Genomic DNA, 22,826 nt, shown 5'->3' with positions numbered 1-22,826 from the left:
AGGCCGCGGGGGAATGCGGCCTGAAGGTCTCCCTGGAGGCCGGCCCACCGGCAAAGCGGGCCGGCCTCTGTGGCTGATGCCGGAGATTTTTTCTATGCGCGCGATTTTCCTGCTGGCGGGACTGTCGGCCTGCGCCCTGGCGGGCGCGCAGGGCCTGTCGGAGTCCCTCGAGACCGCGTCCTGCCCCGGCCTGACAGTTCCTTATGTGCTGGACCGCGCGGAGGAAGGCTCTCCCCGCTATGTGCTGATCCTTTTCCCAGGCGGCGACGGCATCGTGAACCCGCACCGGGACGGCGAAGGCCGGATCGTCTACCGCAAGAAGGACAATTTTCTGCTTCGGGCCCGCCCTGCCGCGGTGGATGAGGAGTTCGCCGCCGCGGCCGCGGACTCGACCACGAATCTGAGGCGCTTTAAGTGCCTCGCCTCCGATCTGAAGGCCCGCTTTCCCGCCGCGGACCTCTACCTTGTCGGCACGAGCCGGGGAACCCGCTCAACGATGAGTCTCGCCCCGGACATCCAGGACGTTGTGAAGGGCGTGATCCATACCTCGAGCCTTTCGATGATCGCGGATTTTGACACGCGGGAGCTGAAAAACCGCCAGCTCATCGTGCATCACCGCAGGGACGGCTGCGAAGCCACGGACTTTGAGTCCGCCCGGCGCTCAGCTGAGAAATACGGGACGGACTTCATCGCCGTTGACGGCGGCACCGACGACGGGCCGGCCTGCCAGCCGTTCTCGCACCACGGCTTTGCGGGAATCGAGAGGGATGTGGTCGGTCTCATCAAGGCCTGGATCCGGCAGCAGTGACGGGTGATTGAAAACGGCTTTCCTCGTTTTGCCTCCGGCTTCTAAGCTTTTGCGGGACCGCCGGGGCGTGCTCGGCCCGCCGGAAATGAAGCCCCGGAATCAGGGGCTCTCCCGTTCAATGGGGAAAATATTTTTTGGAGGACGGCCCTTGAAAACCGGTCAACCGCCCCCATATAGAAGTTAGCAAAGGGGAAAGCCCCCGGGAGAGTCCGAAAGGACGAAGACCAGACGGCTTCCCCCTTCGGGAAGCCGGCAGCAGCAAGGGCTTCCCGAAAAAGAACAGACCGCTCGGACGACGGCCTTAATGGAGGTATGAATTATGGCTAATGTTCCGACTATCTTTGATGAAACCCCGTTCAGCGTTTTCGATCCGTTTGATGTGTTTTCCGGGATCCGCTTCCCGGATCCTTCCACCGCGGTCTTTGGCAAGCACGCCGACCGTCTGATGAAGACCGATGTGCGCGAGACCGACAAGGGCTACACGCTGCTGATGGATCTGCCTGGCTTCAAGAAGGATGAGATCAGCGCGGAGCTGAAGGACGGCTATCTCACGGTTTCGGCCAAGAAGGACGAGAAGCACGAGGACAAGAAGGAAGGGCGGCTCATCCGCTCTGAGCGCAGCACCGGCTCCTGCAGCAGGACGTTCTATGTGGGCGAGGGCGTGAAGCAGGGCGACTGCAGCGCCTCCTTTGCGGACGGCATCCTCACGATCAACGTTCCGAAAGTCGCGGCCCAGAAGCCTGAACACAAGATGATTGCGATTCAGTAACAGCAGCATCCCCGCGCCGCCGGAGGTCTCTGGCGGCGCGGGCAGCAGGACTGCGGCCCGGCCCGCCCTTCGGCGCGGCCGCCGCAGCATGGAGAGAGAAAGAGGCATCGCGGAATTGTTCTGCGATGCCTTTTTTATGCCCGCGTTTCCGAGGGGAAGACTCTCCTGAGGCCAGGGGCCGGGCCTCACGGCCTGCCGGGCCGGAGACTAACATCTTTTTTTCCGGGATCTCCGTCTGACCGTGGGGATCTCTTAAGCCTAAGGCTCCGGCGGCGGATGCCCCGGCTCTGTCCGGGGAAAGCTGCCGGCCCCCGCCGCCCGCTCTTCCCTCCAGAAGGCGCCCGGAGGGCGCCCCGCATTCCGCGCGCACCGGGCCCCTTTTCAGGAGAACAGCAATCATGCTCCACTACTTCAATCCCGACCTCGGGCTTCTTTTCCTTCGCCTCGCGCTCGGCATCTGCCTGCTGATGCACGGGGCTGCCAAGGTCCGCCACGGCGTCGGCGCGGTGAAGTCGATGATCACCCCGCTTGGCATTCCGGCCTTTGCGGCCTACGGCGCCTACCTGGGCGAAGTCGCCGCCCCCGTCATGCTGATCCTTGGCATCCTGACGCCGCTTGCGGCCTTCGTCATTCTCGGCAACACCCTGACGATCCTCTTCGTGGCTTACAGGAACAGCCTTGTCAAGCGCGATGCCTACGGCGGCTTCGTGGCTGAAATTCCTTATCTTTACGCCGGCATGGCCCTCGCCCTCATGGTGATGGGCGGCGGCAGCTACGCCCTGCTGTGACTGCCCGCTTCGCCCTTTGTTTAAGAGCGAAGGAGGCCGCGGCCCGGGCTCCGGGCCCGTGAAGGCCCTTTCGGCGCGGCCCTTTTTTTATCTGCACCTTTAGTACCAGTCGTGCTTTTCGCCCCGGTCGAGCCCCCGGATCCGCTCCATTTCTTCGCTGCTGAGCGAAAAGCCGAAAAGATCCAGGTTCTCACGGATTTTGGCGGGCTTTCTCGAGCCCGGGATCACGATGACGCCTTTCTGCAGGTTCCAGCGCAGCACCACCTGGGCGGCCGAAACGCCGTGAGCCCTGGCGATCCCGGTGAGGACCGGGTCGGCGAGGAGCTGATGCACGTAGCCCCGGCCGCCGAGCGGATACCAGCCCTGCACGACGATGCCCTGCTGCTGGATGAAGGGGATCACATCGTTTTCCTGGTAGTAGGGATGGATTTCGTTTTGCACGAGGGCGGGGCGGATCCTCACCTTCGGCAGGAAGCTCTTCAGCTCCTTCACGTACCAGTTCGAGAGCCCGATCGAGCGGACGCGCCCGGCGTCGACCTCCTTTTCAAGAGCCTTGTAGACCTCGAGGTCGCCGGGACCCGGATGGTGCAGCAGGATCATGTCGATGTAGTCGAGCCCGGTCTTCTCAAAGGCCTCCCTGATCGCCTGCCCGGGGCGGCTGAACTGGTCGGGGTAGATCTTCGTCGTGACGAAGATCTCGCCGCGGGGGACGGAGGAGCGCCTCACGGCGCGGCCGACGGCCGCCTCGTTGCCGTAGGCGTGGGCCGTGTCGATCAGCCTTCCGCCCGCTTCAAGCAGGGCGTTGATAGAGGCCTCGCACTCCCGGTCCGAGAGGGCGTAGGTTCCGAGCCCCAGAATCGGCATTTCCCAGCCGCTGTTCAGGAGAACCCGGCGGGTCTGAAAGTTGAATTTTCCCATGATTCCTCGCTTCGCCCGCACCGGGCTCCGAAGGGCAGAGGCGGCCCTCGCGGCCGGAGCGGACGCAGCGGACAGCCCCAGGGCGAGAAGCGCGCGAAGCACCTCCCTTCTTTGTTCCGCAAAGCTTCTGTTCATGATGTCCTCCTTCCTGCCGGATGCGGGCGGCCTGCCGTCAGTTTTGAAAAGCCCGTGAGCCTTGGCTGGCGGCGCTTCCCTTTCTCAATGGCTGCGCTTCAGGGCTTTCTGAACACGACTTCGGAGCTGCCGCTGCCGCGCAGCGCCTCGATCGCCTCCCCGCTCATGCGGCCGAGCGGCACGAGGCCCGGCGAGCGCCTGAAGGGGCCGGTGAAGGCGCAGAGGTTGCCCCAGGGGGCGTAGTAGTTGAGCTCGCCCCGGCTCGGGGTGTGGATTTTCGGCGCGGAACCGGTGGCAAGCTTTTCTTTGAGGTAGGCGACTCGCTCCACCTCTCCGTAGTCCTCGAACCGGAGCTTCAGGGGCAGCTGCGAGGCGAAGCTTCGCGCCGCGTCGTTATCAAGCAGGGCGATGGAATAAGTCTTTCCGCCCGTCTGCATCAGTATGTTTTCAGCCATGGCTGCTCCTGAAATGAGCGCCGCGGCGGCTGCGGCCGCCGCCGCGCGGAGGAAGAACGTGCGCTTCATGGAAGAGCTCCTCCTTCGGATTCAGAGCGAGGCGCGCAGGATCGCGAGAATTCCTTCGCGGTCGAGCGGCCGGAAGGCCCCGGAAAGCGGCCACCAGTGGCTGAGCACGTGGTCGGCCATCGCTTCGAAGTGCTCGTCGGTGACCCCGAGCTCGGAAAGCGTCGCCGGGATTCCGATCGAGCGGAAGAACCCGCTCGTCTTCTCGATCGCTTTTTCCGCATTTTCCATCGCGGGGGCCCTTGGATCCAGCCCGAAGATGCGCACCCCGTACTGGGCGAGCCTCGGGGCGGTCTTTTCCGTGAGGCTCCAGCGCATCCAGTGCGGGGTGATCACCGCAAGTCCCTCGCCGTGCGTGATGTCGTGCCAGGCGGAAATCTCGTGCTCGATCGCGTGGCAGGGCCAGGGCGTGGGCGTGCGCCCGATCGTGAGCAGCCCGCAGCAGCCAAAGGAGCTAGCCATCATGAGCTGCCCGCGCGCGTCGAGGTCGTTCGGGTTTTTGAGCACCCGCGGCGTGCACTCGATCACGGTCTTCAGCATCCCCTCGCACATCGCGTCGGTGAGGATGTTGCCGTCCGCCACGATGTACTGCTCGATCGTGTGCGAGAAGATGTCGGCCGCGCCCGCGGCGGTGTGCTTCGGGGGCACCGTGCAGGTGTAGGCGGGGTCCATGATCGAGGCGACGGGGGCGAGAAGGGGCGAGCCGATCGGCAGCTTCTCGTCGGTCTCGAGGTTCGAGATCACGCCCGAGTCGTCGTATTCGCTGCCGGTCGCGGCGTTGGTGAGGACGACGAAGATCGGGAGCGCCTTTTTGATCTTCGAGGAGTCGAGCACGAGGCCCCAGGCGTCGCCCTCGTAGAAGGCTCCGGCCGCGATCGCCTTGGCGGAGTCGATGACGCTCCCCGCCCCGATCGGAAGCAGCCACTCGATCCCTTCCTTTTTGCAGATCTCGACCCCCTTCCGGATCGTCGAGATGCGGGGGTTGGGCTCGACTCCGGAGAGCTCGAAGATCCTGCGGTCCCGCAGCAGCTCTCTGGCGCGGCCCAGAATCCCGTTTCTTTTGACGCTGCCGCCGCCCATGACGATGAGAACCTTCTTTCCGAAGTCCTTCGTGAGCTCGGGAAGCTTTTCAATCGCGCCCTCGCCAAAGACGAGCCGCGTGGGAAGGTGAAGCGTATAGGGATGCATGGTGTTTTTCCTCATGAAATCAATTTCGAATGAATCGTGTGAGCGGCCGCAGTCCGGGGGGCTTCAGTCAGAACCCCACGGCCTTGAGCCAGGCAAGGAGCTCCTTTCGGGAGCCCGCGGCCTGCGAGCCCGGCACCCAGAACTCCTTCTGCACGGAGGCTTTCGGGCAGAAGCGCCGGATGTCGGAGACCACGTCCTCCGGGGTGGAGCTGCCGGAGGTGATGATGGGGTAGATGTTCTTGCCCGCAAGCGGATGGTCCTTGAGGAACGTCCTCATCGGGATCGAGGCGTGCCCCCACCAGAGCGGCGTCGCGATGAACACGTTCCTGTAGCCCGAGAGGTCCGGGATTCGGGTCGCGATCTCGCGCCGCGCGTCGACTCGCAGCTCCTCGCGGGCGATGTCGGTCATGTCGCCGTAGTTCGCGGCGTAGGGCTTCTGGAGCTGCAGCCGCAGCAGCGGAAAGCCCTTTTCCTTCGCCACGGTCTCGGCGAGGAGCGCGGTGTTGCCCGTGCGGCTGAAAAGGATGACGATGCTTTTGCCCGGGGCGGCCTGGGCAAGGCCCGGGAGTCCCGCGGCGGCAAGCGCGCCGCAGGCGGCCTTGAGAAGGCTTCTGCGGGAAGGTGAGAACCTGTGTTTCATGGAATGGGCTCCTGTGCGTGGCGCACTCCGGAAAGGGGGCGCTCTTCTTTTTTCGATGTGAACAATATAGGTGAGCCGGAGCCTTAAAAATGACAGATTGTGCGCTGAAAACTGCCTGAAACGACTTTTTTGGATATTTTTCGAAGAGAAGGGAAAGCGGCTGAAACACCGCGGGCGGCCGGGCGTCCCGGCAGAAGCCCCCGGTTTCCCGGCCGCCCGCAGGCGTCCGTTCAGGGCCGCGGCCCTGAAGGATTGTTTTAAAGCGAAGCGCGCAGGATCGCGAGGATCCCCCCGCGGTCAAGCGGCCGGAAGGCTGTGGAAAGAAGGGGCCTGTGGAGGACCGCGTGGTCAGCCATCGCTTCGAAGTGCTCGTCCGTGACCCCGAGCTCGGAAAGCGCCGCGGGCATGCCGATCGAGCGGAAGAACCCGCTCGTCTTTTCGATCGCTTTTCCCGCGTTTTCCATCGCGGGGGCCTTGGGATCCAGCCCGAAGACCCGCACCCCGTACTGCGCGAGCCGCGGGGCGGTCTTTTCGGTAAGGCTCCAGCGCATCCAGTGCGGGGTGATCACGGCAAGCCCCTCGCCGTGCGTGATGTCGTGCCAGGCGGAGAGCTCGTGCTCAATCGCGTGGCAGGGCCAGGGCGAGGGCGTGCGCCCGATCGAGAGCAGCCCGCAGCAGCCAAAGGAGCTCGCCATCATGAGCTGCCCGCGCGCGTCAAGGTCGTTCGGGTTTTTGAGCACCCGCCGCGTGCACTCGATCACGGTCCGCAGCATCCCCTCGCACATAGCGTCGGTGAGGATGCTGCCGTCTGCCACGAGGTACTGCTCGAGCGTGTGCGAAAAGATGTCGGCCGCCCCGGCGGCGGTGTGCTTTGCGGGCACCGTGCAGGTGTAGGCCGGGTCCATCACGGAGGCGGCCGGGGCGAGAAGGGGCGAGCCGAACGGCAGCTTCTCATGGGTTTCGAGGCAGGAGATCACGCCCGAGTCGTCGTATTCGCTGCCGGCCGCGGCGTTGGTGAGGACGACGAGAATCGGAAGCGCCTTTTTGATCTTCGAGGAGTCGAGCACGAGGTCCCAGGCGTCCCCCTCGTAGAAGGCTCCGGCCGCGATCGCCTTGGCGGAGTCGATGACGCTGCCTCCTCCGATCGGAAGCAGCCACTCGATGCCTTCCTTTTTGCAGATTTCAACCCCTTTCCGGATCGTCGTGATCCTGGGGTTGGGCTCGACCCCGGAGAGCTCGAAGATCTCGCGGTCCCGCAGCAGCTCTCTGGCGCGGCCGAGGATCCCGTTTCTTCTGGCGCTCCCGCCGCCCGTGACGATGAGAACCTTCTTTCCGAAGCCCTTCGTGAGCTCGGGGAGCCTTTCAATCGCGTTTTCGCCGAAAACGAGTCGCGTGGGGAGGTAAAGACCGTAGGGATGCAAAGCGTTTTCCTTAAATGGCTGAATCCGATGAAGGCCGGAGGGCCGGCTGCCTGTCTTAGGGCGCCGCCCCCTCTCTCTCTTTGGGGGCGGGCCTGCGGGAAGTGATGATAGGGCAAATGTCTTTGCGGCAGGCGGGCGGTCTGAGGCCGCAGCCCTTTTTGCCTTGAACGCTGCCAGAGGAAAAAAGAAAGCGCCAGAACGCCAAAGGCCGTCCCGCGGGGGCTGATTCCCCAGGGGGCGGCCTTGAGTCAGAAGCGCCCCGGAAGGACGCTTTTTTCAGGCGCTTTTTAAAGCGAGGCGCGCAGGATCGCAAGGATCCCCTCGCGGTCGATCGGGCGGAAGGCGGCGGAGAGCGGATGCCAGTGGCTGATCACGTGGTCGGCCATCGCTTCGAAGTGCTCGTCGGTGACCCCGAGCTCGGACAAGGTCGCCGGAATGCCGATCGAGCGGAAGAATTCGCTTGTCTTCTCGATCGCTTTTTCCGCGTTTTCCATCGCGGGGGCCTTCGGGTCAAGGCCGAAAACGCGCACGCCGTACTGGGCGAGCCGCGGAGCGGTCTTTTCGGTGAGGCTCCAGCGCATCCAGTGCGGGGTGATCACGGCAAGCCCCTCGCCGTGCGTGATGTCGTGCCAGGCGGAGATTTCGTGCTCGATGCCGTGGCAGGGCCAGGGCGAGGGGGAGCGCCCGATCGAGAGCAGCCCGCAGCAGCCAAAGGAGCTCGCCATCATGAGCTGGCCGCGCGCGTCAAGATCGTTCGGGTTTTTGAGCACCCGCGGCGTGCACTCGATCACGGTCTTGAGCATCCCCTCGCACATCGCGTCGGTGAGGATGTTGCCGTCCATCACGATGTACTGCTCGATCGTGTGCGAGAAGATGTCGGCCGCGCCCGCGGCGGTGTGCTTCGGGGGCACCGTGCAGGTGTAGGCCGGATCCATGATCGAGGCGACGGGGAAGAGCAGCGGCGACATGATGGGCAGCTTCTCGTCGGTCTCGAGGTTGGAGATCACGCCGCCCGCGTCATATTCGCTGCCGGTCGCGGCATTGGTGAGGACGACGAAGATCGGGAGCGCCTTTTTGATCTTCGAGGAATCGAGCACGAGGTCCCAGGCGTCGCCCTCGTAGAAGGCTCCGGCCGCGATCGCCTTGGCGGAGTCGATGACGCTGCCCGCGCCGATCGGAAGCAGCCACTCGATTCCCTCTTTTTTGCAGATCTCGACCCCCTTCCGGATCGTCGTGATGCGGGGGTTGGGCTCGACCCCGGAGAGCTCGAAGACCTTGCGGTCTTTCAGGAGCTCTTTGGCGCGGTCCAGAATCCCGTTTCTTTTGACGCTGCCGCCGCCCATGACGATGAGAACCTTCTTTCCGAAGCCCTTCGTGAGTTCGGGGAGCTTTTCAATCGCGCCCTCGCCGAAGACGAGACGCGTGGGGAGGTAAAGATTGTAGGAATGCATGTTTTCTTTCCTTTTAATCAACTGAAAGACCGCAGGGCGGAGGGCATGAAGCGGAATCCACCGCCCGTCCCCGGCGTCCGGATGGGACGGATCCCGCCGGGCGAGTGACTGGAACTATAGGCGGGCCGGGGGGAAAAGGTGAGCGTTTTTGGAAGGGAGTTTTGCCTGAAAATCCAGAGGAAGCCTGTCCTGCCGCAGCGCCGCCGTCGCCCCGGGCCGGCCCCGGGCTTGCCATTTTTGATAAAAATGAAATCGTTTCAGGCTTCTTTCCCCTATGAATTCTGCCTAAAATGAACCCGGTTGAAGCGGTTCTTTTCTCATTCCCGCCTTTCCCGGGAAGCGCAGGAGGAAAGGCCGCGCCTTTTCTGGGGAGGGGGAGAAAGCCATGACAGAGAGCGCCTTGAGCCCGAAAATCCGCGCCATGCTGCAGATCCTCGGCCGCATGGACTTCGGCCCGGAGGCGGTGGTGACGAAGGCCTCGCCGGTGCCGGGACTTTCGGTCTACCGGGCGGAGAACTCGAACACCCTGGGCAGCAGCCTGGGCTATGTCTCCTTTTCCGTGGTGGTCCAGGGCGAGAAGATGACGACCGTGGGCGACCGCGTCTACCGCTACCGCGAGGGCGAGTGCCTCGTGTGCGGGGCGGCCGTTCCCTCGACCTTCCACGCGGTGGGAGCGAGCGCCGGGCGGCCATTCTATGCGGCAAGCCTCGCGCTCGACCCCCAGATGCTCGCCGATTTCGGGGGCTCCGAAGACCTGCAGCCGCCGCCCGCCTCGGTCGACTCGGGCGTTTTCGTCTTCAAGTCCGGGGAGCGGCTCCTTGACGCGACGCTGCGGCTGCTCGAGCTCATCGAGCGGCCCGGGGACATCCGGGCGCTCGCCCCGGTCTACAGCCGCGAGATCCACTACCTGCTCACCCGCTCGGAGTGCGGCCCGCAGCTGCGGTCGCTGCTCACCGCGGGCACCCGCAGCCACGCGGTGTACACGGCGCTCTCGTGGCTGCGCGGCAGCTTCGCAAGCGAGCACAGGATCGAGGAGATCGCCGAGCGCGTCCACATGTCGCCCTCGGCCTTCCGCCGCCAGTTCAAGTCGGTCACCGGGCTCTCGCCCCTGCAGTACGTGAAGCGGCTGCGGCTCTACGAGGCGCAGCGCCTCCTGATGGCCGGCCGCGCGAACGTCTCCTCCGCCGCCTACGAGGTGGGCTACGAGAGCCCCACGCAGTTCGTGCGCGAGTACAAGAGGCTCTTCGGCCAGCCGCCGCTGCGGGACGTGAAGAAGCGCATCGCGGCCCGCGCCTAGCTCACCCGGGGAAGGTCGGAAAGGCGCGTGGTGTAGCAGGGCGACTTGAGCGCGCGGGCCATGGCCCAGCCGTTCGAGGCCCTCTCGGTGCCGGTCTGCAGCACATCGCGCCCGTAGCGCCCGGAGAGCCGGTCGAGCGTGGCCATGAGGCTTTTCGAGCGCGCGTCGGACTGCGCCTCGAAGAGGTCCGGCTGGGCCTCGTCCTCGGGCTCGAGCCCGGAGAGCATCACGCCCGCCTTTTTCCAGGCGAACCCCTCGCGCCAGGCCCGGCGCGCGGCCTTCACCGCGGCCTCCGTGAGCACGAGCGTGTCGGCCGAAGGCCGCGAGAGCCCGCAGCTTTGCTCCGCGAAGCACTGCCGAGCCTTCGGGTCGAAGACGTTGGTCTGGAAAAAGACGCTCACGGCGCGGGCGGCGAGCCGCTGGGAGCGCAGCTGCCGGCAGGCGGCCGCGGTGTGCGAGGCCAGAGCCGCCGCCACGTCCTGGAACTCGCCGCACGGGCGGGCGAAGGAGCGCGAGCGCATGATCTGCCGGCGCGGCGGCGGGGCGCTTTCGAGCTCGATGCAGGGCAGGCCGTTGAGCTCCGCGTGGGTACGCGCGAGCACGACCCCGAACCTGCGGCGCACGGCCGAGGCGGGAAGCCTCGCAAACTCGAGCGCCGTGCGGGCCCCCATCTGCCGCAGCGCCTCGGCGCTGCGGCCTCCCACGCCCCAGACCTCCCCCACGGGCACGAGCGAGAGCGCCTTTTCGCGCCGCGGGGCGGCAAGCGCCGTCCAGTCGAGCGTGCCGCCAAGCGCCGGGTAGGTCTTCGCAAGGTGGTTGGCGAGCTTCGCGAGCGTCTTGGTCTGCGCGCAGGACACGCAGGTGGGGATCCCGATCCACTTGAGCACCCGGGCCCTGATCTGCACGAGCAGCGGCGCGAGGTCGCCCGGCATCCCCGTGAGGTCGGCGAAGCACTCGTCGATCGAGTAGGGCTCGATGCGCGGCACCATCCCCGCCACCGTCCTCATCATCCGCGCCGAGAGGTCGCCGTAGAGCTCGTAGTTCGAGGAGAAGGCGACCAGCGCCCCCGAGCGGATGAGGCCGGCGAGCCTGAAGGCCGGGGTCCCGTTTTTGATGCCCATCTTCTTGGCTTCCGCCGAGCGCGTGACGACGCACCCGTCGTTGTTGGAGAGCACCACGAGCGGCCGGCCCGCGAGGTCCGGCCTGAACACCCGCTCGCAGGAGGCGTAAAACGAGTTCGCGTCGACGAGCGCGAAGACGGGCCGCAGCCCCGCCTCCTTCATTTGCGGAACGGGTGCACCGAGCGGGTGACCACGCCCACGATCGACCACTCGTCGCCCTCCCGGGGCCGCAGCACCGGGAAGTCCGGGTTCTCAGGCCGCAGCTCCAGGACGCCGCCCCTGCGGTAGTAGCGCTTCACCGTGAACTCGTTGTTCACGTTCGCGATCACGACGTCGCCGCTGCGCGGCTCGAGCGCCCGGTCCACGACGAGCAGGTCGCCCGGGAAGATGCCCGCGCCGATCATGGACTCGCCCTCGGTGCGCAGGAAAAAGGTGCTCTCGGCGTGATCGGTCAGCATCGAGACCGGGTCGATCTCGTCCTGGACGTAGTCGGTCGCGGGCGACGGGAACCCCGCGTGCACGGGCGAGTCCATGAGCCGGATGCGCAGCCTCGTGGGGCTTCGCGAGAGCCTCGCCGCCCCGGGCGGCAGGGCGTTGAGCCTCCGGTCGATCACCGAGCGGATCCACTTGGTGCCCCCGAGCGCCGTGAAGACCTTCTTCTGCTCCGGGGTGACGCTCACCTGGATCGACTCGGTCAGGTGCAGCCCCCCGCCTTTCTTGCGCCCGGCCCCCGGGCGGCTTCCCCCGCGAGGGGAGGGGGCGTTGTCTGGCTTTCCATCCATGTTGAATTCCTCATTGGGAGAAAACGCGGATATCCTTATATTAATCTTTTTTTGAAAAATACAATAAAAATATCAATGAAAAGCCCGGAGCGCAGAAAGGCCCGGGCCGGAGCGATCCGGAACCCGGGCCTGAAGCCCTTGAAAGCCAGAGGGCTTTAGTCGTCGTAGGAGGCGATCGAGGCGTAGAGCACCTCGACCCCCAGCATGAAGTCCTCGAGCTTCATCTTTTCATAGGGGTTGTGCGAGCCGTCCTGGTTCGCGACGAAGATCATCGAGGCGGGGATGCCCTTGTTCGAGAGCACGGCCGTGTCGTGGCCCGCGCCGGAAGGCAGCCGCACCACGGCGACCCCGGCCCTGCGGGCCGACTCCTCGAGGTGCGCGGCGAGCTCCGGGTCGAGCTTCGAGGGCTGCGTGGCAAGCGTCTTGTCGAACTCGAACTTCACGCCCCGGTCGGCCCCGACGGCGGCCGCCTCGGCCTCAAAGAGCGCGAGGAAGCGTTTGAGCGTGTCCATCGAGAGGCTGCGGATGTCGAGCGTGAAGCTCACCTCGCCCGGGATCACGGAGATAGCCGCGGACTTTGCGGTGCTGAGCACCCCGGTGGTGAAGACGAGGTCCTCGCCGCGCGCGAGCCAGGCGTCCCAGTGCCGCTCCATCCGGGACAGAAGTTCCGCGGTGGCCATGACCGCGTCGTGGCGGTAGCGCTTGTCGACCGCGCCGGAATGGGCCGTGACGCCAAGACAGCGGCAGAGCTTGTGGCGGAGGTTGCCGCGGATTCCGGTCACGATCCCCACGCGCGCCTTCGGGTTCGAGTCGAGGGTCGGGCCCTGCTCGATGTGCAGCTCCGTGAAGGCGGCGATCCTCGACAGGTCGATCGAGGGCTCGGTCTTCACCATGTCCTCGGGGTCAAAGCCCGCCTCGCGCACCGCGTCGGCGAGCGTCTGGTCCTTGCTGCGGTGCCGCAGCGCGAGGTCGGCGCGGGTGAGCTGCCCGGTCATCGCAAGCGACCCCACGTAGGCCTTGCCGAACCAGGAGCTCTCCTCCATGCGGAAGACGACGAGCGTGAGGTCGCGCTTCAGCGTCACGCCCTTCTTTTTAAGCCAGTAGATCACGGTCATGCCGGCCACGACGCCCGCGAGCCCGTCGTAGTGCCCGCCCTGCGGGACGCTGTCGCCGTGCGAGCCCGTCATGTAGCAGGGCAGCGACCGGTCGCGCCCGGGCAGCGTGAGAAAGAGGTTGCCGCAGCGGTCCACCTTCTCCTCAAGCCCCATGCTGCGGCCCCAGGCCTTCACGTACTCGTGGACCTTGTTTTCCTTCTCGCTGTAGCCCTGGCGCGAGATGCCGATCACGGGGTCCTTAGAGAACTCCCTCACGTCATCGAACACTTTGCGGGCGAAATCCGCCGCGCCTTCTCTCAGAAGCTGCTCAGCCATCGGCTTCTCCTTGTTCAGAAAAAGGCCGGACCCGGAAGAAAGGGGGCCGGTGATAAAAAAGAGGTTTTGTGCTGTCAAAGCATTATAGAGGGCGTCCGCTTCAGGACCGTGCGGTTTTTCGCTGCTGCTCCCAGAAGGCGGCCGCCTCGTCGATCCAGCCCTCCGCGGCCGTCCCGCGCCCGAGCCCGAAGCCGTGCCTCAGGCCCCGGTAGACCCGCAGGACCGCCGGGATCCCCAGCGCGCGGATAGACTCGATCCGCAGCCTCATCACGCGCCAGTCCGCGATCGCGTCCTCGTCGCCCACGTTCGCGTAGGTGGGCGGGGTGCGCCCGTCCACGTCGCCCGAGAGCCCCGTGTACTGCATGATCACCGCGGCCGGGCGCGGCAGCTGCGGCCCCCCGAAGGGCGCCGTGCCGTAGGTGCCGGCCCAGGCGGCCATGCGCGCCCCGGCCGAGCCGCCCCAGAGCGAGTAGCCCCGGGTGTCGACCCTGAGCTCCTTCGCGCGGCTGAAGATGACGGAAAGCGCCCGGGCGAGGTCTTCCATCGCCCTGCGGGCGTCCGGCCTGTAAATGATCGCGAAGGCGTTGAAGCCCCTCTTCGAGAGCTCGAGGGCGTGCGGGAAGCTGTCGTGCATCGCGCCCACGTAGGCAAAGCCCCCGCCCGCGCAGCAAAGGGCGAAGGGCGCTCCCGGACGCCCCTTGAAAAAGACGAGCGAGGTGCCGCGCTTTGCGGGGTCGCGCCGGATCTCCTCTTCGGAGTAAAGGGGAAGGAACACGGGTTCGCCCGCTGCGGCGCGCTTTTTCAGCGTGTTCACGATCTCGACCGTCGCATCGGGGTCGATTTCGCTGTACCAGAGCAGCTGCAGGCTGCCCAGCGTGCGGCCGCTTCGAAAGCCTTCCGGGGGAAAGAGCAGCGCCGCATAGGGGCCGAGCGTCCGGTCCCGGAATACCTCCTCCAGCGCGCTGCCGCGCGTGAAGCCGCCGCTTCCTGCATCATGCCTCTTCCTCCTCCCAAAATTGCAGCCGCCGCCAGCAGGAGCCTGCCCGCCGCGCGCCGCGAAAATTTTCTCCCCGTCCGGGAACTCGGTTTCACTGCCATGCCGAAAGGGCCTCCCAGCGTCTGTCCGCCCCCTGCCCGGGCGGAAAAAGGATTGCGAAGGCCGGCCGGAGCGCGCCCCGGCCGGCTGACTCAAAAGAAGTCTAGGGGCTGCGGCCCGGGGCCGGCGGCGCAAAGCGGCGCGGTTTTTGCCTGATTGTGCGGGAAAGGAGGGCTCCGGTCACCTGAAGGGCAGGGCCGAGTCGATCAGCTCACGGGCGCAGCGGCTGCGGGCGTTCCGGAGCTCGGAGAGCGTGAGCGACTCCGCGATCGAGCCGCCCTCGAGGAAAAGGAGCCTCGGGCAGAGGAAGGCCGCGGCCTGGATGTCGTGCGTGATGAAGAGAAACGTCATGTCGCCCTTGAGGCCCGCGATCAGCTCGAGGATGTCGGTCTGCACCGAGGCGTCGAGCGAGCTCACCGCCTCGTCGAAGACGATGAAGCGGGGGCGCGTCGAGATCGCGCGGGCGATGCAGACGCGCTGCATCTGCCCGCCCGAGAGCTCGTGGGGCCGGCGCCGGGCGATCTCCGCGGCCAGCCCCACCCGGGCGAGGAGCCCGGGCACGGCCTTGTCCGCCTTTTCGCCCCGCACGGCGAGCGGCTCGGCGATGATGCGCCCGATGCTCCAGCGGGGATCGGACGAAGAGGTGTAGTCCTGGAAGACCGCGCTCATTTCGCCCGGGTGTTCCTTTCTCCAGCGCGGGGCCTCGACGCCTTCGATCAGAATCGAGCCGGAGTCGTGCTCCTCGAGCCCGAGCAGAATCCGCGAGATGGTGCTCTTGCCCTCTCCCGAGGGGCCGAGGAGCGCGAGGGCCTCGCCCCGGCCGATCTCAAAGCTCACGTCTCTGAGCACGGGCCTGCGGCGGTTGGAAAAAAAGCCTCCGGGCAGCCTCCGGGACTTGGCAAGGTGCGAGACCTGAATGAAGGCGCTCATCGCAGGGCCTCCAGGAAATGCCGCGACAGGGCCCGCCGGGTTTCGACAAGCCGCCGCGTATAGGGATGCGAGGGATGGCCGAAGAGCTCGACGCCGCCCGACTCCACAACCCGGCCTTTTTCCATGACGATCACCCGGTCAGCGAGCGCCTGGACCGCCGCGAGGTCGTGGGAGATGAAGACGAGCGCGCAGCCCGTTTCCGCGCGGACGCGCCCGAGGATGTCGATCACGCTCTTCTGGCTCACGGCGTCAAGCGCCGAGGTGGGTTCGTCGGCCACGAGGACCCGGGGGTGCAGCAGCAGCGCCGCGGCGATGAGCGCGCGCTGCGCCATGCCGCCCGAAAGCTCGAAGGGATAGTGCGCGAGCGTCTCCCTGGGATTCTTGAACTTCAGGCGGGAAAGCAGCGACTCGGCCTCTTCGCGCAGCTCCGCCTCGGTTTTGTCCGGAAAGGCGAAGCGCGCCGCCTCAAGGAGCTGCGGGCCCACGCGGGTGAGGGGGTCGAACGCCCCGGAGGCCTGCTGCGGGATGTAGCCGAACACTCTGCCGCGCAGGGCCGCGCGGGCGGCCGCGGGCGCCTCAAGGATCTCCCGGCCTTCAAACCGGGCGCGCCCCGAGGCGCGCAGCCCCGCGGGGAGCAGCCCCAGAAGCGCGAGCGACGCGAGCGACTTGCCGCTGCCGCTTTCGCCCACGACGCCCAGGCACTCGTGCTCGGAGAGGTCGTAGGAAACGTCCTCGACGAGGGGCCGCCCCGTGCGCTCGAGCGCGACGCCGAGGCCCCGGACTTCAAGCAGCGTCATGAGAGGCTCCTCCTGAGACGTGCTTCGGGTCGAGCGCGTCGCGGAGTGCGTCGCCCAGGTAGTTGAAGGCGGCCACCGTGGCCATCACGGTGAGTCCCGGGGGCACCATCTGCCCGGGGTAGAGCGAGAGCACTTCCTTCGCCTCGGCGAGCATCATGCCCCACTCGGGATCAGGCGGCTGGACTCCGAGCCCGAGAAACGACAGCGTCGAGATGAGCAGGATGACGCTGCCCGCGTCCACCGTGCAGAGCACGAGCAGCTCCCCGGCCGCCCCGGGCAGCAGGTGCCCGGTGATGATCGCGAGCGGCCCCGCGCCCGCCACGCGGGCGAAGTCCGTGTAGCCGCAGGAGGTGTAGCGGCGCACGATCCCGCGGGTCATGCGGGCGTACCAGGCCCATTTGGCGAGAATGCAGGCGAGGACCATGTTCGTGATGCCCGGGCCCATGAGGCCCACGATCGCAAGGGTGAGCACCTCGCTCGGAAACGACATGAAGACGTCGCAGATCCGCATCATGACGGAGTCGGTGCGGCCGCGGAAAAAGCCGGCCGCGGCTCCGTACAGGGCCCCAGCGGCGAGCGTGCCCGCCATGGCCGCGAGCGACCAGAAGAGCGTGGTGCGGATGCCGAAGATCAGGCGCGAGAAGACGTCGCGCCCGAGCTGGTCCGTGCCGAAAAGGTGCCCGGACCCCCAGGGGGCGAGCTTCTGGGCGAGGTTCACCTCGGTCGGGCTTTGCAGCGGCAGGACCGGGGCGAGAAGGCCGAGCAGGGAGAGGAAGGCGAGAAACCCGATGCAGGCCATCGCCGAGCGGCTGTGCAGTATTTTCCGGCAGGCGGGCGACATGATCAGTTCTCCTCGCGCTGCCTGGGGTCCAGCCAGGCGTTGATGAGGTCGGAGAGGAAGTTGAGGCCCACGAACAGCACGGCCATGATGAGCACGTAGGCCTGGACCACCGGGTAGTCGCGGTTGAAGATCGCGGTGACCGCGAGCCGCCCGAGTCCCGGCCAGGCGAAGATCGACTCGACGACGAAGGCCCCGGCGATGAGCTTGGCGATGCTCATGCCGAGCGCCGTGATCGAGCTCTGGAGCGAGTTTTTGAGCATGTGCATCCCGACGCGGCGCGCGGGCAGCCCCATCGCGCGCTCCCAGAGCACGTAGCCCTCGGTCTTGTTCGCGATGAGGTTGGCGCGGATGAGCCTCGTGTAGGTGCCGATGTAGGCAAGAGAGAGCGTGACCGCGGGCAGGATGACGGAGCCGCGGCCCTCCATGCCGGAAGTGGGCAGCCACCCGAGCTTCACGGAGAAGAGCCACATGAGCAGCAGCCCCGCCCAGAAGGAGGGCATCGAGGTGGAGGCAAAGAGCGTGGCGCGGATGAAGTGGTCGAGCGCCCGGCCCTCGTACTTCGCGCAGAGCCAGCCGCCTGCGGCCGAGCCCGCGGCGATGATGGCGAGGGCGGCCAGGGCGAGCTTCAGCGTCGCGGGGAAGGCGGCTGCGATTTCCGCGGATACAAGGTGCCCGTCGCTGTAGCGCCGGCCGAAGTCGCCCTGCAGCGCCGCGCCGAGCCAGCTCGCGTAGCGCTCGAGGAACGGCCGGTCGAGCCCGAGCTCGTGCCTCGTGTGCTCGAGAACCTCCGGGGTGATCTCGACGTCGTTCAGCCGCAGCGCCACTTCGGCGGGGTCCGAGGGCGAAAGGCTGATCAGGATGAAGGCGAGGAAGGTGATGCCGAGCAGGATCGGCACCATGTGCAGCAGCCTTCGCAAAACGTACGCGCCCATGCTCTCTGTTTCGGACTCCTTGTCAAAGCCCCAGGGCTTTTTTTAAAGCGCCCGGCGGCGGGATGAAAGACGGGGATGTTACCTTTTCTGCTTCTCGAAGTACATCTTCTCAAACGGGATCTCGTACTGAGAGAGGCTGAAGCCCACGCCCTTCAGAAGGGGATTGTGCACGGCTTTCGTGCGCGAGTAGGAGATCGGAACGTAGACGCCGCTGTCGTGCACATAGGTGAGCAGCTCCCTGTACATCGCGCGGCGCTTCGCCTCCGAGGGCTCGATCATGAGGGCCGTGATCTGCTTGTCAAGCCAGGCCTTGCGCGGCAGCCCCACCTGAGCCTGGTAGTCGCCGTGGGCCGGGATGCGCCAGGAGGAAATGTAGCTCTGGGGATCGTAGGGCGTGCCCCAGGAGAGCGAATACTGCAGGTCGAAGTTCCCGGACCTCTGGCGGTCGAGGAACGCCTGCTTCTCCTCGCCCACAATCTTCATCTCGATGCCGATTTTCTTCAGGTCGCTCTGGATGGACTCGGAAATCGTTTTTTCCTGGGCGTTCCTGGAGTTGAAGTAGAGGGTGACCGAGCAGCGCCGGCCGTCCTTCACGCGGATGCCGTCCGCGCCCTTCTTCCAGCCGTCCTTTTCGAGCATCGCCTCGGAGGCGGCCGGGTCGTAGGCGCGGGGCTTGAGTCCCACGTCGCAGTACTGAACGCTGGGCGACATCAGGGTGTCGGCCACCGTTTCGGTGCCGTTCAGAATTCCTTCGGTGATCGACTTCTTGTTCACCGCGTGCTGGATCGCCTCGCGGATGACGGGGTCCTTCGTGATCGGCTGGTGGGCGTTGAGCAGGATCGCGCGCGAGGCGATCGGGCTGGAGATCTCGGTCACGTACTTTCCGTCCTTCTTCAGTTTTTCGAAGGAGTCGAGGTTGATCTGGTCGCCGTCGGCGCCGAAGATGAGGTCAATCTCGTTTTTCTGCAGCGCGAGCAGCAACGTCTGCGCGTCGGGCATCACCTTCCAGCGCACGCTTTGCGCCTTCGGCTTTTCACCCCAGTAGGAGGGGTTCTGCTTGAAAAGCGCGTACTGGTTGTCCTTGTGCTCGGCAAGCACCCAGGGGCCGGTGCCCGCAAGGCAGCTGACGCCGTTCTTCGTTTCGCCGTCCTTCATGCATTTGGGGGAGATGAAGCGGAAGGGCCGCGTGAGCCCGAGCTCGATCAGGGTCGGGTAGTAGGGGTGCTTCAGCGTGAGCCGGAACGTGCGGGGGTCGGGCGCTTCGGTCTTCTCGATCTCGTTCACCATGTCGAGCCAGGCGTGGCGCATTTTGTTGCTGATCACCGCGTCGAAGTTCTTCTTCACGGACTCGGCGGTGAAGGGCTCGCCGTCGCTGTACTTCACGCCCTGCCTCAGGCGGAACGTGTAGACCTTTCCGTCGGGCGAAATGCTCCAGGACTCGGCAAGCCACGGCTTGACGCCTTCCGGGGTGTCGATCACAAGCGACTCGAAGAGCATGTTCTGCGCGGCCATCTCGCCCGAATAAAGATGCGGGTTGATGTCGCGGATGTCCTTCATGCTCGCGTAGCGGATCTCGTTTTTGTCCGCGCCGGCCGCGGCCTCGTCCTTCGAGCAGCCCGAGAGACTGATCGCGGCGGCAAGCGCCGCGGTGGTGAGAAGCAGATGCAGTTTCATGTCTTTTCCCTGAAGAATGCGAAATCCGCTGAGGGGCGGCAGGTCAGGATGCATTCTTTCTCGCCGAAGCGCCAAAATCTATGGCACTGAGGATATAGGTAATCAGTGTCGCAAAAGGAGGTATGTCCCTTTTATAAACAGAATGGCTTCAATAATGGCCTAAAAAAGCATATTTCTTGTATTAGATAAACAAAATAGTGAATGAGGGGACATGTTAAAGAAGGAATGCTTCAGAATTTGCGAGGATGGAGGTAGTTCCTTAAAGGTAGTATTTTGGACCGGTTTTCCGCTCAGGCCCCGGGCCCGAGGGACTGCGCGATCGCCGAAAGCGCCTCGGGCAGGGTCTCGAGCCTGATGTTCGAATAGCAGAAAAGGAAAGTGTGGGGCGGAGCGGGCTCGCGCCCGGAGGAGAACGAGGAGAGCGGCGCGAGGTGGATCCCCTGCGCCTCCAGCGCGCGGACGATCTCCCCGTCGCTGCGGGCGGTCCTGAGCCTGATCAGGAAATGCAGCCCCGAGCGGTTTTCGATCGTCTCGCACCGGCCGGCGAGCGGGCTTTCCGCAAAGGCGCGCAGCACCGCCTCGCGCCGCCTGCTGTAGAGGCTTCGCATCCGGTTGATGTGCTTTTCGAAGTAGCCCCTCGAGATGAACTTCGCGAGCGCGTACTGCTCGAAGTTGGAAACCGGGCAGGCCGAAAAGCGCATCTTTTCCTCGAACCGCTCAGCAAGCTCCGGCGGAAGCACCATGTAGGCGAGCCGCACCGTGCTCGCAAGCGACTTCGTGAAGGTGTTGAGGTAAATCACCCGGCCCTCGCTGTCGAGGCTCTGCAGCGGCGGCACGGGCCGCCCTTCGAGCCTGAACTCGCTGTCGTAGTCGTCCTCGATGATAAGCCGTCCGGGCTGCTCGCTCACCCAGGCCAGCAGCTCGTAGCGGCGCGCGGCGGGCATCGTGATCCCGGTCGGAAACTGGTGCGCAGGGCTCGTGTGGGCGGTGTCCGCGCCGCTCGCGCGCAGGTCGGAGACCTTCATGCCCGCCTCGTCGAGGCCCGCGCAGGCGCAGGTGATCCCGAGGCTCGCGTAGACGCGCTCAAGCGTCCGGTAGCCCGGGTCCTCAAGGCAGATCCGGCGGCTGCGGCCGAGCAGCTGCACGAGCCGGACGTAGAGGCTCTCCGAGCCCGCGCCCACGACGATCTGTGAGGGGGAGACCGTCATGCCGCGGAACGCGGCGAGGTGCGAGGCGATCGCCTCGCGCAGCTCCGGAGCGCCGGCCGCGGGCGGGCGCGACAGGAAGGAGCGGCGGTCCGAGACGGTCTCGCGCATGAGCCGCGACCAGACGGAAAAGGGAAAGCAGTCGGGGTCCGTGTGGTTGCCCGAGAGCTCGATGCGCCAGGGGCGCTCCGCGCGGGGCCGGGCGGGGGGCGGAGGCGCGGGCTGCAGGGCCGGGCGCGGCTTCACCCGCAGCCGCGCCTCCACGAAGTAGCCGCGCTTCGCCTCGGAGTGGATATAGCCTTCGAGCGCAAGCTGGCGATAAGCTCCCTCGACCGTGATGGTGCTTACGCCCAGGTTGAGCGCGAAGCTGCGCTTCGAAGGCAGCCGCTCGCCGGCCGCGAGCGTCCCGGCTTCGATGTCCTTTTTGATCGCGCGGTAGAGCCGCTCGTAAAGCGGCCCCTCCTGTCCCGCGAGGCTGTAGGTGAGCATGGGGCTTTCGCATCCTCTTCTGGCATTTTAAAAATATATTTTTTGAGTATTTTAATATAGCCAGAGTGCGCCTAGGATTTTCCTCATTCGACCGTTTTTTCATCTTATTTGAAGAAGGAAAGTCATGGAGCAGAATCGCATTGAACTGAACCGCGGGCTCGCCCAGATGCTCAAGGGCGGCGTGATCATGGACGTGACGACCCCCGAGCAGGCGAAGATCGCCGAGGACGCCGGGGCGTGCGCCGTGATGGCGCTCGAGCGCATTCCGGCCGACATCCGTGCCGCGGGCGGCGTCTCGCGCATGAGCGACCCGGCCATGATCGAAGGCATCCAGAAGGCGGTCTCGATCCCGGTGATGGCGAAGTGCCGCATCGGGCACTTCGTCGAGGCCCAGGTGCTCGAGGCAATCGAGATCGACTACATCGACGAGTCGGAGGTGCTCTCGCCCGCCGACGACACCTACCACATCGACAAGACGAAGTTCCGCGTGCCTTTCGTGTGCGGCGCGAGAGACCTGGGCGAGGCGCTGCGCCGCATCGCCGAGGGCGCCTCCATGATCCGCACGAAGGGCGAGCCCGGCACCGGCGACGTGATCCAGGCCGTGCGCCACATGAGGAAGATGAACTCCGAGATCGCCCGCGTCGTCTCCATGCGCGAGGACGAGCTCTTCGAGGCGGCCAAGGCGCTGCAGGTGCCCGTGGAGCTGCTGCGCAGCGTCCACGAGAAGGGCAGGCTCCCGGTGGTCAATTTCGCCGCCGGCGGCATCGCCACCCCGGCCGACGCGGCGCTCATGATGCAGCTGGGTGCCGAGGGCGTCTTCGTGGGCTCGGGCATCTTCAAGTCCGGAAACCCCGCCAAGCGCGCCGCGGCGATCGTGAAGGCGGTCACGAACTACACCGACGCGAAGATGATCGCCGAGCTCTCCAAGAACCTGGGCGAGGCGATGGTGGGCATCAACGAGAACGAGATCAAGCTCATCATGGAAAAGCGGGGCATCTGATGTCGAAAATCGGCGTTCTGGCGGTTCAGGGGGCGTTTGCGGAGCACGAGGCGGTGCTGCGCGGCCTCGGCGCGCAGCCCGTGGAGCTGCGCGAGAGAAAGGACCTCGAGGGGATCGAGGGCCTGGTGCTGCCCGGGGGCGAGAGCACCGTGCAGGGCAAGCTCCTCACGGAGCTCGGGATGATGGAGCCGCTTAAGGCGGCGGTCGCCTCGGGCCTGCCGGTGCTCGCGACCTGCGCGGGCCTTATCCTCCTGGCAGAGAAGCTTGAGAACGACCCCGCGGTGTGGCTGGGGACGATGCCCGTGGTGGTCCGCAGGAACGCCTACGGGCGGCAGCTCGGGAGCTTTACGGCGGAAGCCCCCTTCAAGGGGCTGGGCACTGTCGAAATGATCTTCATCCGCGCCCCCGAGGTGGTTTCGACGGGGCCCGGAGTGGAAACGCTCGCCACGGTGAACGGCCGGATCGCGGCCGTCGCTTTCGGAAACCAGATCGGGCTCGCCTTCCACCCCGAGCTCGGGCGCGACTCCCGCATCCACGCTCTTTTCCTCGAGCGCGTGCATGCGGCGGGGCAGAGGCTGCGGCTCTGAGAGTTC

Annotated in this window: 22 protein-coding genes; 6 read left to right on the top strand and 16 right to left on the bottom strand. The window is 65.8% G+C overall.

What is annotated here, in order from left to right:
• Positions 1-94: 94 nt before the first annotated feature.
• From MUN46_RS08690 to MUN46_RS08680, 3 genes are all read left to right on the top strand, one after another.
• Positions 95-808, top strand: a complete 714-nt coding sequence (locus tag MUN46_RS08690) for a hypothetical protein (protein ID WP_243376305.1) — start codon at positions 95-97, stop codon at positions 806-808.
• Positions 809-1,127: 319 nt separating this feature from the next.
• Positions 1,128-1,577, top strand: coding sequence for an Hsp20/alpha crystallin family protein (locus MUN46_RS08685; RefSeq protein ID WP_243376304.1), 450 nt, complete (start codon positions 1,128-1,130; stop codon positions 1,575-1,577).
• A 398-nt stretch (positions 1,578-1,975) separates the two neighbouring features.
• Entirely contained in the window at positions 1,976-2,365 is a 390-nt protein-coding gene (locus MUN46_RS08680; protein ID WP_243376303.1) for a DoxX family protein, read from the top strand.
• 99 nt (positions 2,366-2,464) lie between these two features.
• Here the strand turns inward: MUN46_RS08680 and MUN46_RS08675 are convergent, their stop codons facing one another.
• The 6 genes from MUN46_RS08675 to MUN46_RS08650 form a co-directional block, all read right to left on the bottom strand.
• On the bottom strand, positions 2,465-3,418 hold the full coding sequence (locus MUN46_RS08675) for an aldo/keto reductase (RefSeq protein ID WP_243376302.1): 954 nt from the start codon (positions 3,416-3,418) through the stop codon (positions 2,465-2,467).
• A gap of 98 nt (positions 3,419-3,516) precedes the next feature.
• Positions 3,517-3,942 carry a cyclophilin-like fold protein gene (locus MUN46_RS08670; RefSeq protein ID WP_243376301.1) on the bottom strand — a complete coding sequence of 142 codons (426 nt, stop codon included), beginning with the start codon at positions 3,940-3,942 and terminating at the stop codon, positions 3,517-3,519.
• 21 nt (positions 3,943-3,963) lie between these two features.
• Positions 3,964-5,127, bottom strand: coding sequence for an iron-containing alcohol dehydrogenase (locus MUN46_RS08665; protein WP_243376300.1), 1,164 nt, complete (start codon positions 5,125-5,127; stop codon positions 3,964-3,966).
• A gap of 67 nt (positions 5,128-5,194) precedes the next feature.
• A complete protein-coding gene (locus MUN46_RS08660; protein WP_243376299.1) occupies positions 5,195-5,767 on the bottom strand; it encodes a flavodoxin in 573 nt (190 codons plus the stop codon).
• A 257-nt stretch (positions 5,768-6,024) separates the two neighbouring features.
• Positions 6,025-7,188, bottom strand: a complete 1,164-nt coding sequence (locus tag MUN46_RS08655; protein WP_243376298.1) for an iron-containing alcohol dehydrogenase — start codon at positions 7,186-7,188, stop codon at positions 6,025-6,027.
• 287 nt (positions 7,189-7,475) lie between these two features.
• Positions 7,476-8,639 (bottom strand): iron-containing alcohol dehydrogenase, encoded by a 1,164-nt coding sequence (locus MUN46_RS08650; protein ID WP_243376297.1) that lies wholly within the window; start codon positions 8,637-8,639, stop codon positions 7,476-7,478.
• A 385-nt stretch (positions 8,640-9,024) separates the two neighbouring features.
• Here MUN46_RS08650 and MUN46_RS08645 point away from each other — a divergent pair, with 385 nt between their 5' ends.
• A complete protein-coding gene (locus MUN46_RS08645) occupies positions 9,025-9,936 on the top strand; it encodes an AraC family transcriptional regulator (protein WP_243376296.1) in 912 nt (303 codons plus the stop codon).
• On the opposite strand, the gene MUN46_RS08640 is transcribed toward MUN46_RS08645, so the two are convergent.
• From MUN46_RS08640 to pdxR, 10 genes are all read right to left on the bottom strand, one after another.
• On the bottom strand, positions 9,933-11,267 hold the full coding sequence (locus MUN46_RS08640) for a Y-family DNA polymerase (RefSeq protein WP_243376295.1): 1,335 nt from the start codon (positions 11,265-11,267) through the stop codon (positions 9,933-9,935). The genes MUN46_RS08645 and MUN46_RS08640 overlap by 4 nt on opposite strands.
• Positions 11,216-11,839, bottom strand: a complete 624-nt coding sequence (locus tag MUN46_RS08635) for a LexA family protein (protein ID WP_243376294.1) — start codon at positions 11,837-11,839, stop codon at positions 11,216-11,218. Before MUN46_RS08635 ends, MUN46_RS08640 begins: the two co-directional genes overlap by 52 nt.
• A gap of 155 nt (positions 11,840-11,994) precedes the next feature.
• Positions 11,995-13,269, bottom strand: a complete 1,275-nt coding sequence (locus MUN46_RS08630) for a Zn-dependent hydrolase (RefSeq protein ID WP_243376293.1) — start codon at positions 13,267-13,269, stop codon at positions 11,995-11,997.
• 100 nt (positions 13,270-13,369) lie between these two features.
• Positions 13,370-14,461, bottom strand: a complete 1,092-nt coding sequence (locus MUN46_RS08625) for an alpha/beta hydrolase (RefSeq protein WP_243376292.1) — start codon at positions 14,459-14,461, stop codon at positions 13,370-13,372.
• Positions 14,462-14,545: 84 nt separating this feature from the next.
• Positions 14,546-15,295 carry an ABC transporter ATP-binding protein gene (locus MUN46_RS08620; RefSeq protein WP_243376291.1) on the bottom strand — a complete coding sequence of 250 codons (750 nt, stop codon included), beginning with the start codon at positions 15,293-15,295 and terminating at the stop codon, positions 14,546-14,548.
• Positions 15,292-16,092 (bottom strand): ATP-binding cassette domain-containing protein, encoded by an 801-nt coding sequence (locus tag MUN46_RS08615; protein ID WP_243376290.1) that lies wholly within the window; start codon positions 16,090-16,092, stop codon positions 15,292-15,294. Before MUN46_RS08615 ends, MUN46_RS08620 begins: the two co-directional genes overlap by 4 nt.
• Positions 16,079-16,933, bottom strand: coding sequence for an ABC transporter permease (locus MUN46_RS08610; RefSeq protein WP_243376289.1), 855 nt, complete (start codon positions 16,931-16,933; stop codon positions 16,079-16,081). The genes MUN46_RS08615 and MUN46_RS08610 overlap by 14 nt, the downstream gene beginning before the upstream one ends.
• Before the next feature lie 2 nt (positions 16,934-16,935).
• Positions 16,936-17,865: a nickel/cobalt ABC transporter permease gene (gene opp1B, locus MUN46_RS08605; RefSeq protein WP_243376288.1), complete on the bottom strand. Its 930-nt coding sequence runs from the start codon at positions 17,863-17,865 to the stop codon at positions 16,936-16,938.
• A 78-nt stretch (positions 17,866-17,943) separates the two neighbouring features.
• Positions 17,944-19,539 carry a nickel ABC transporter substrate-binding protein gene (gene nikA / locus MUN46_RS08600; RefSeq protein ID WP_243376287.1) on the bottom strand — a complete coding sequence of 532 codons (1,596 nt, stop codon included), beginning with the start codon at positions 19,537-19,539 and terminating at the stop codon, positions 17,944-17,946.
• 290 nt (positions 19,540-19,829) lie between these two features.
• Positions 19,830-21,233, bottom strand: a complete 1,404-nt coding sequence (pdxR, locus tag MUN46_RS08595) for a MocR-like pyridoxine biosynthesis transcription factor PdxR (protein WP_243376286.1) — start codon at positions 21,231-21,233, stop codon at positions 19,830-19,832.
• A 124-nt stretch (positions 21,234-21,357) separates the two neighbouring features.
• On the opposite strand from pdxR, the gene pdxS reads away from it, so the two are divergent.
• Both pdxS and pdxT read left to right on the top strand, forming a co-directional pair.
• Positions 21,358-22,233, top strand: a complete 876-nt coding sequence (gene pdxS / locus MUN46_RS08590) for a pyridoxal 5'-phosphate synthase lyase subunit PdxS (protein ID WP_243376285.1) — start codon at positions 21,358-21,360, stop codon at positions 22,231-22,233.
• Positions 22,233-22,820, top strand: coding sequence for a pyridoxal 5'-phosphate synthase glutaminase subunit PdxT (gene pdxT, locus MUN46_RS08585; RefSeq protein WP_243376284.1), 588 nt, complete (start codon positions 22,233-22,235; stop codon positions 22,818-22,820). The genes pdxS and pdxT overlap by 1 nt, the downstream gene beginning before the upstream one ends.
• The last annotated feature ends 6 nt before the right edge of the window (positions 22,821-22,826 follow it).

It is taken from the genome of Mesosutterella faecium (assembly GCF_022809315.2).
GTDB classification, from domain to species: domain Bacteria; phylum Pseudomonadota; class Gammaproteobacteria; order Burkholderiales; family Burkholderiaceae_F; genus Mesosutterella; species Mesosutterella faecium.
This window is presented reverse-complemented; position numbering and strand designations above follow the sequence as displayed.

Bases quoted from the DNA above. Each gene is read 5' to 3' on its own strand.
- MUN46_RS08690 (WP_243376305.1), top strand. From the start codon at position 95: ATGCGCGCGATTTTCCTGCTGGCGGGACTGTCGGCCTGCGCCCTGGCG.
- MUN46_RS08685 (WP_243376304.1), top strand. From the start codon at position 1,128: ATGGCTAATGTTCCGACTATCTTTGATGAAACCCCGTTCAGCGTTTTC.
- MUN46_RS08680 (WP_243376303.1), top strand. From the start codon at position 1,976: ATGCTCCACTACTTCAATCCCGACCTCGGGCTTCTTTTCCTTCGCCTC.
- MUN46_RS08675 (WP_243376302.1), bottom strand. From the start codon at position 3,418: ATGAACAGAAGCTTTGCGGAACAAAGAAGGGAGGTGCTTCGCGCGCTT.
- MUN46_RS08670 (WP_243376301.1), bottom strand. From the start codon at position 3,942: ATGAAGCGCACGTTCTTCCTCCGCGCGGCGGCGGCCGCAGCCGCCGCG.
- MUN46_RS08665 (WP_243376300.1), bottom strand. From the start codon at position 5,127: ATGCATCCCTATACGCTTCACCTTCCCACGCGGCTCGTCTTTGGCGAG.
- MUN46_RS08660 (WP_243376299.1), bottom strand. From the start codon at position 5,767: ATGAAACACAGGTTCTCACCTTCCCGCAGAAGCCTTCTCAAGGCCGCC.
- MUN46_RS08650 (WP_243376297.1), bottom strand. From the start codon at position 8,639: ATGCATTCCTACAATCTTTACCTCCCCACGCGTCTCGTCTTCGGCGAG.
- MUN46_RS08645 (WP_243376296.1), top strand. From the start codon at position 9,025: ATGACAGAGAGCGCCTTGAGCCCGAAAATCCGCGCCATGCTGCAGATC.
- MUN46_RS08635 (WP_243376294.1), bottom strand. From the start codon at position 11,839: ATGGATGGAAAGCCAGACAACGCCCCCTCCCCTCGCGGGGGAAGCCGC.
- MUN46_RS08630 (WP_243376293.1), bottom strand. From the start codon at position 13,269: ATGGCTGAGCAGCTTCTGAGAGAAGGCGCGGCGGATTTCGCCCGCAAA.
- MUN46_RS08620 (WP_243376291.1), bottom strand. From the start codon at position 15,295: ATGAGCGCCTTCATTCAGGTCTCGCACCTTGCCAAGTCCCGGAGGCTG.
- MUN46_RS08615 (WP_243376290.1), bottom strand. From the start codon at position 16,092: ATGACGCTGCTTGAAGTCCGGGGCCTCGGCGTCGCGCTCGAGCGCACG.
- MUN46_RS08610 (WP_243376289.1), bottom strand. From the start codon at position 16,933: ATGTCGCCCGCCTGCCGGAAAATACTGCACAGCCGCTCGGCGATGGCC.
- opp1B (WP_243376288.1), bottom strand. From the start codon at position 17,865: ATGGGCGCGTACGTTTTGCGAAGGCTGCTGCACATGGTGCCGATCCTG.
- nikA (WP_243376287.1), bottom strand. From the start codon at position 19,539: ATGAAACTGCATCTGCTTCTCACCACCGCGGCGCTTGCCGCCGCGATC.
- pdxR (WP_243376286.1), bottom strand. From the start codon at position 21,233: ATGCTCACCTACAGCCTCGCGGGACAGGAGGGGCCGCTTTACGAGCGG.
- pdxS (WP_243376285.1), top strand. From the start codon at position 21,358: ATGGAGCAGAATCGCATTGAACTGAACCGCGGGCTCGCCCAGATGCTC.
- pdxT (WP_243376284.1), top strand. From the start codon at position 22,233: ATGTCGAAAATCGGCGTTCTGGCGGTTCAGGGGGCGTTTGCGGAGCAC.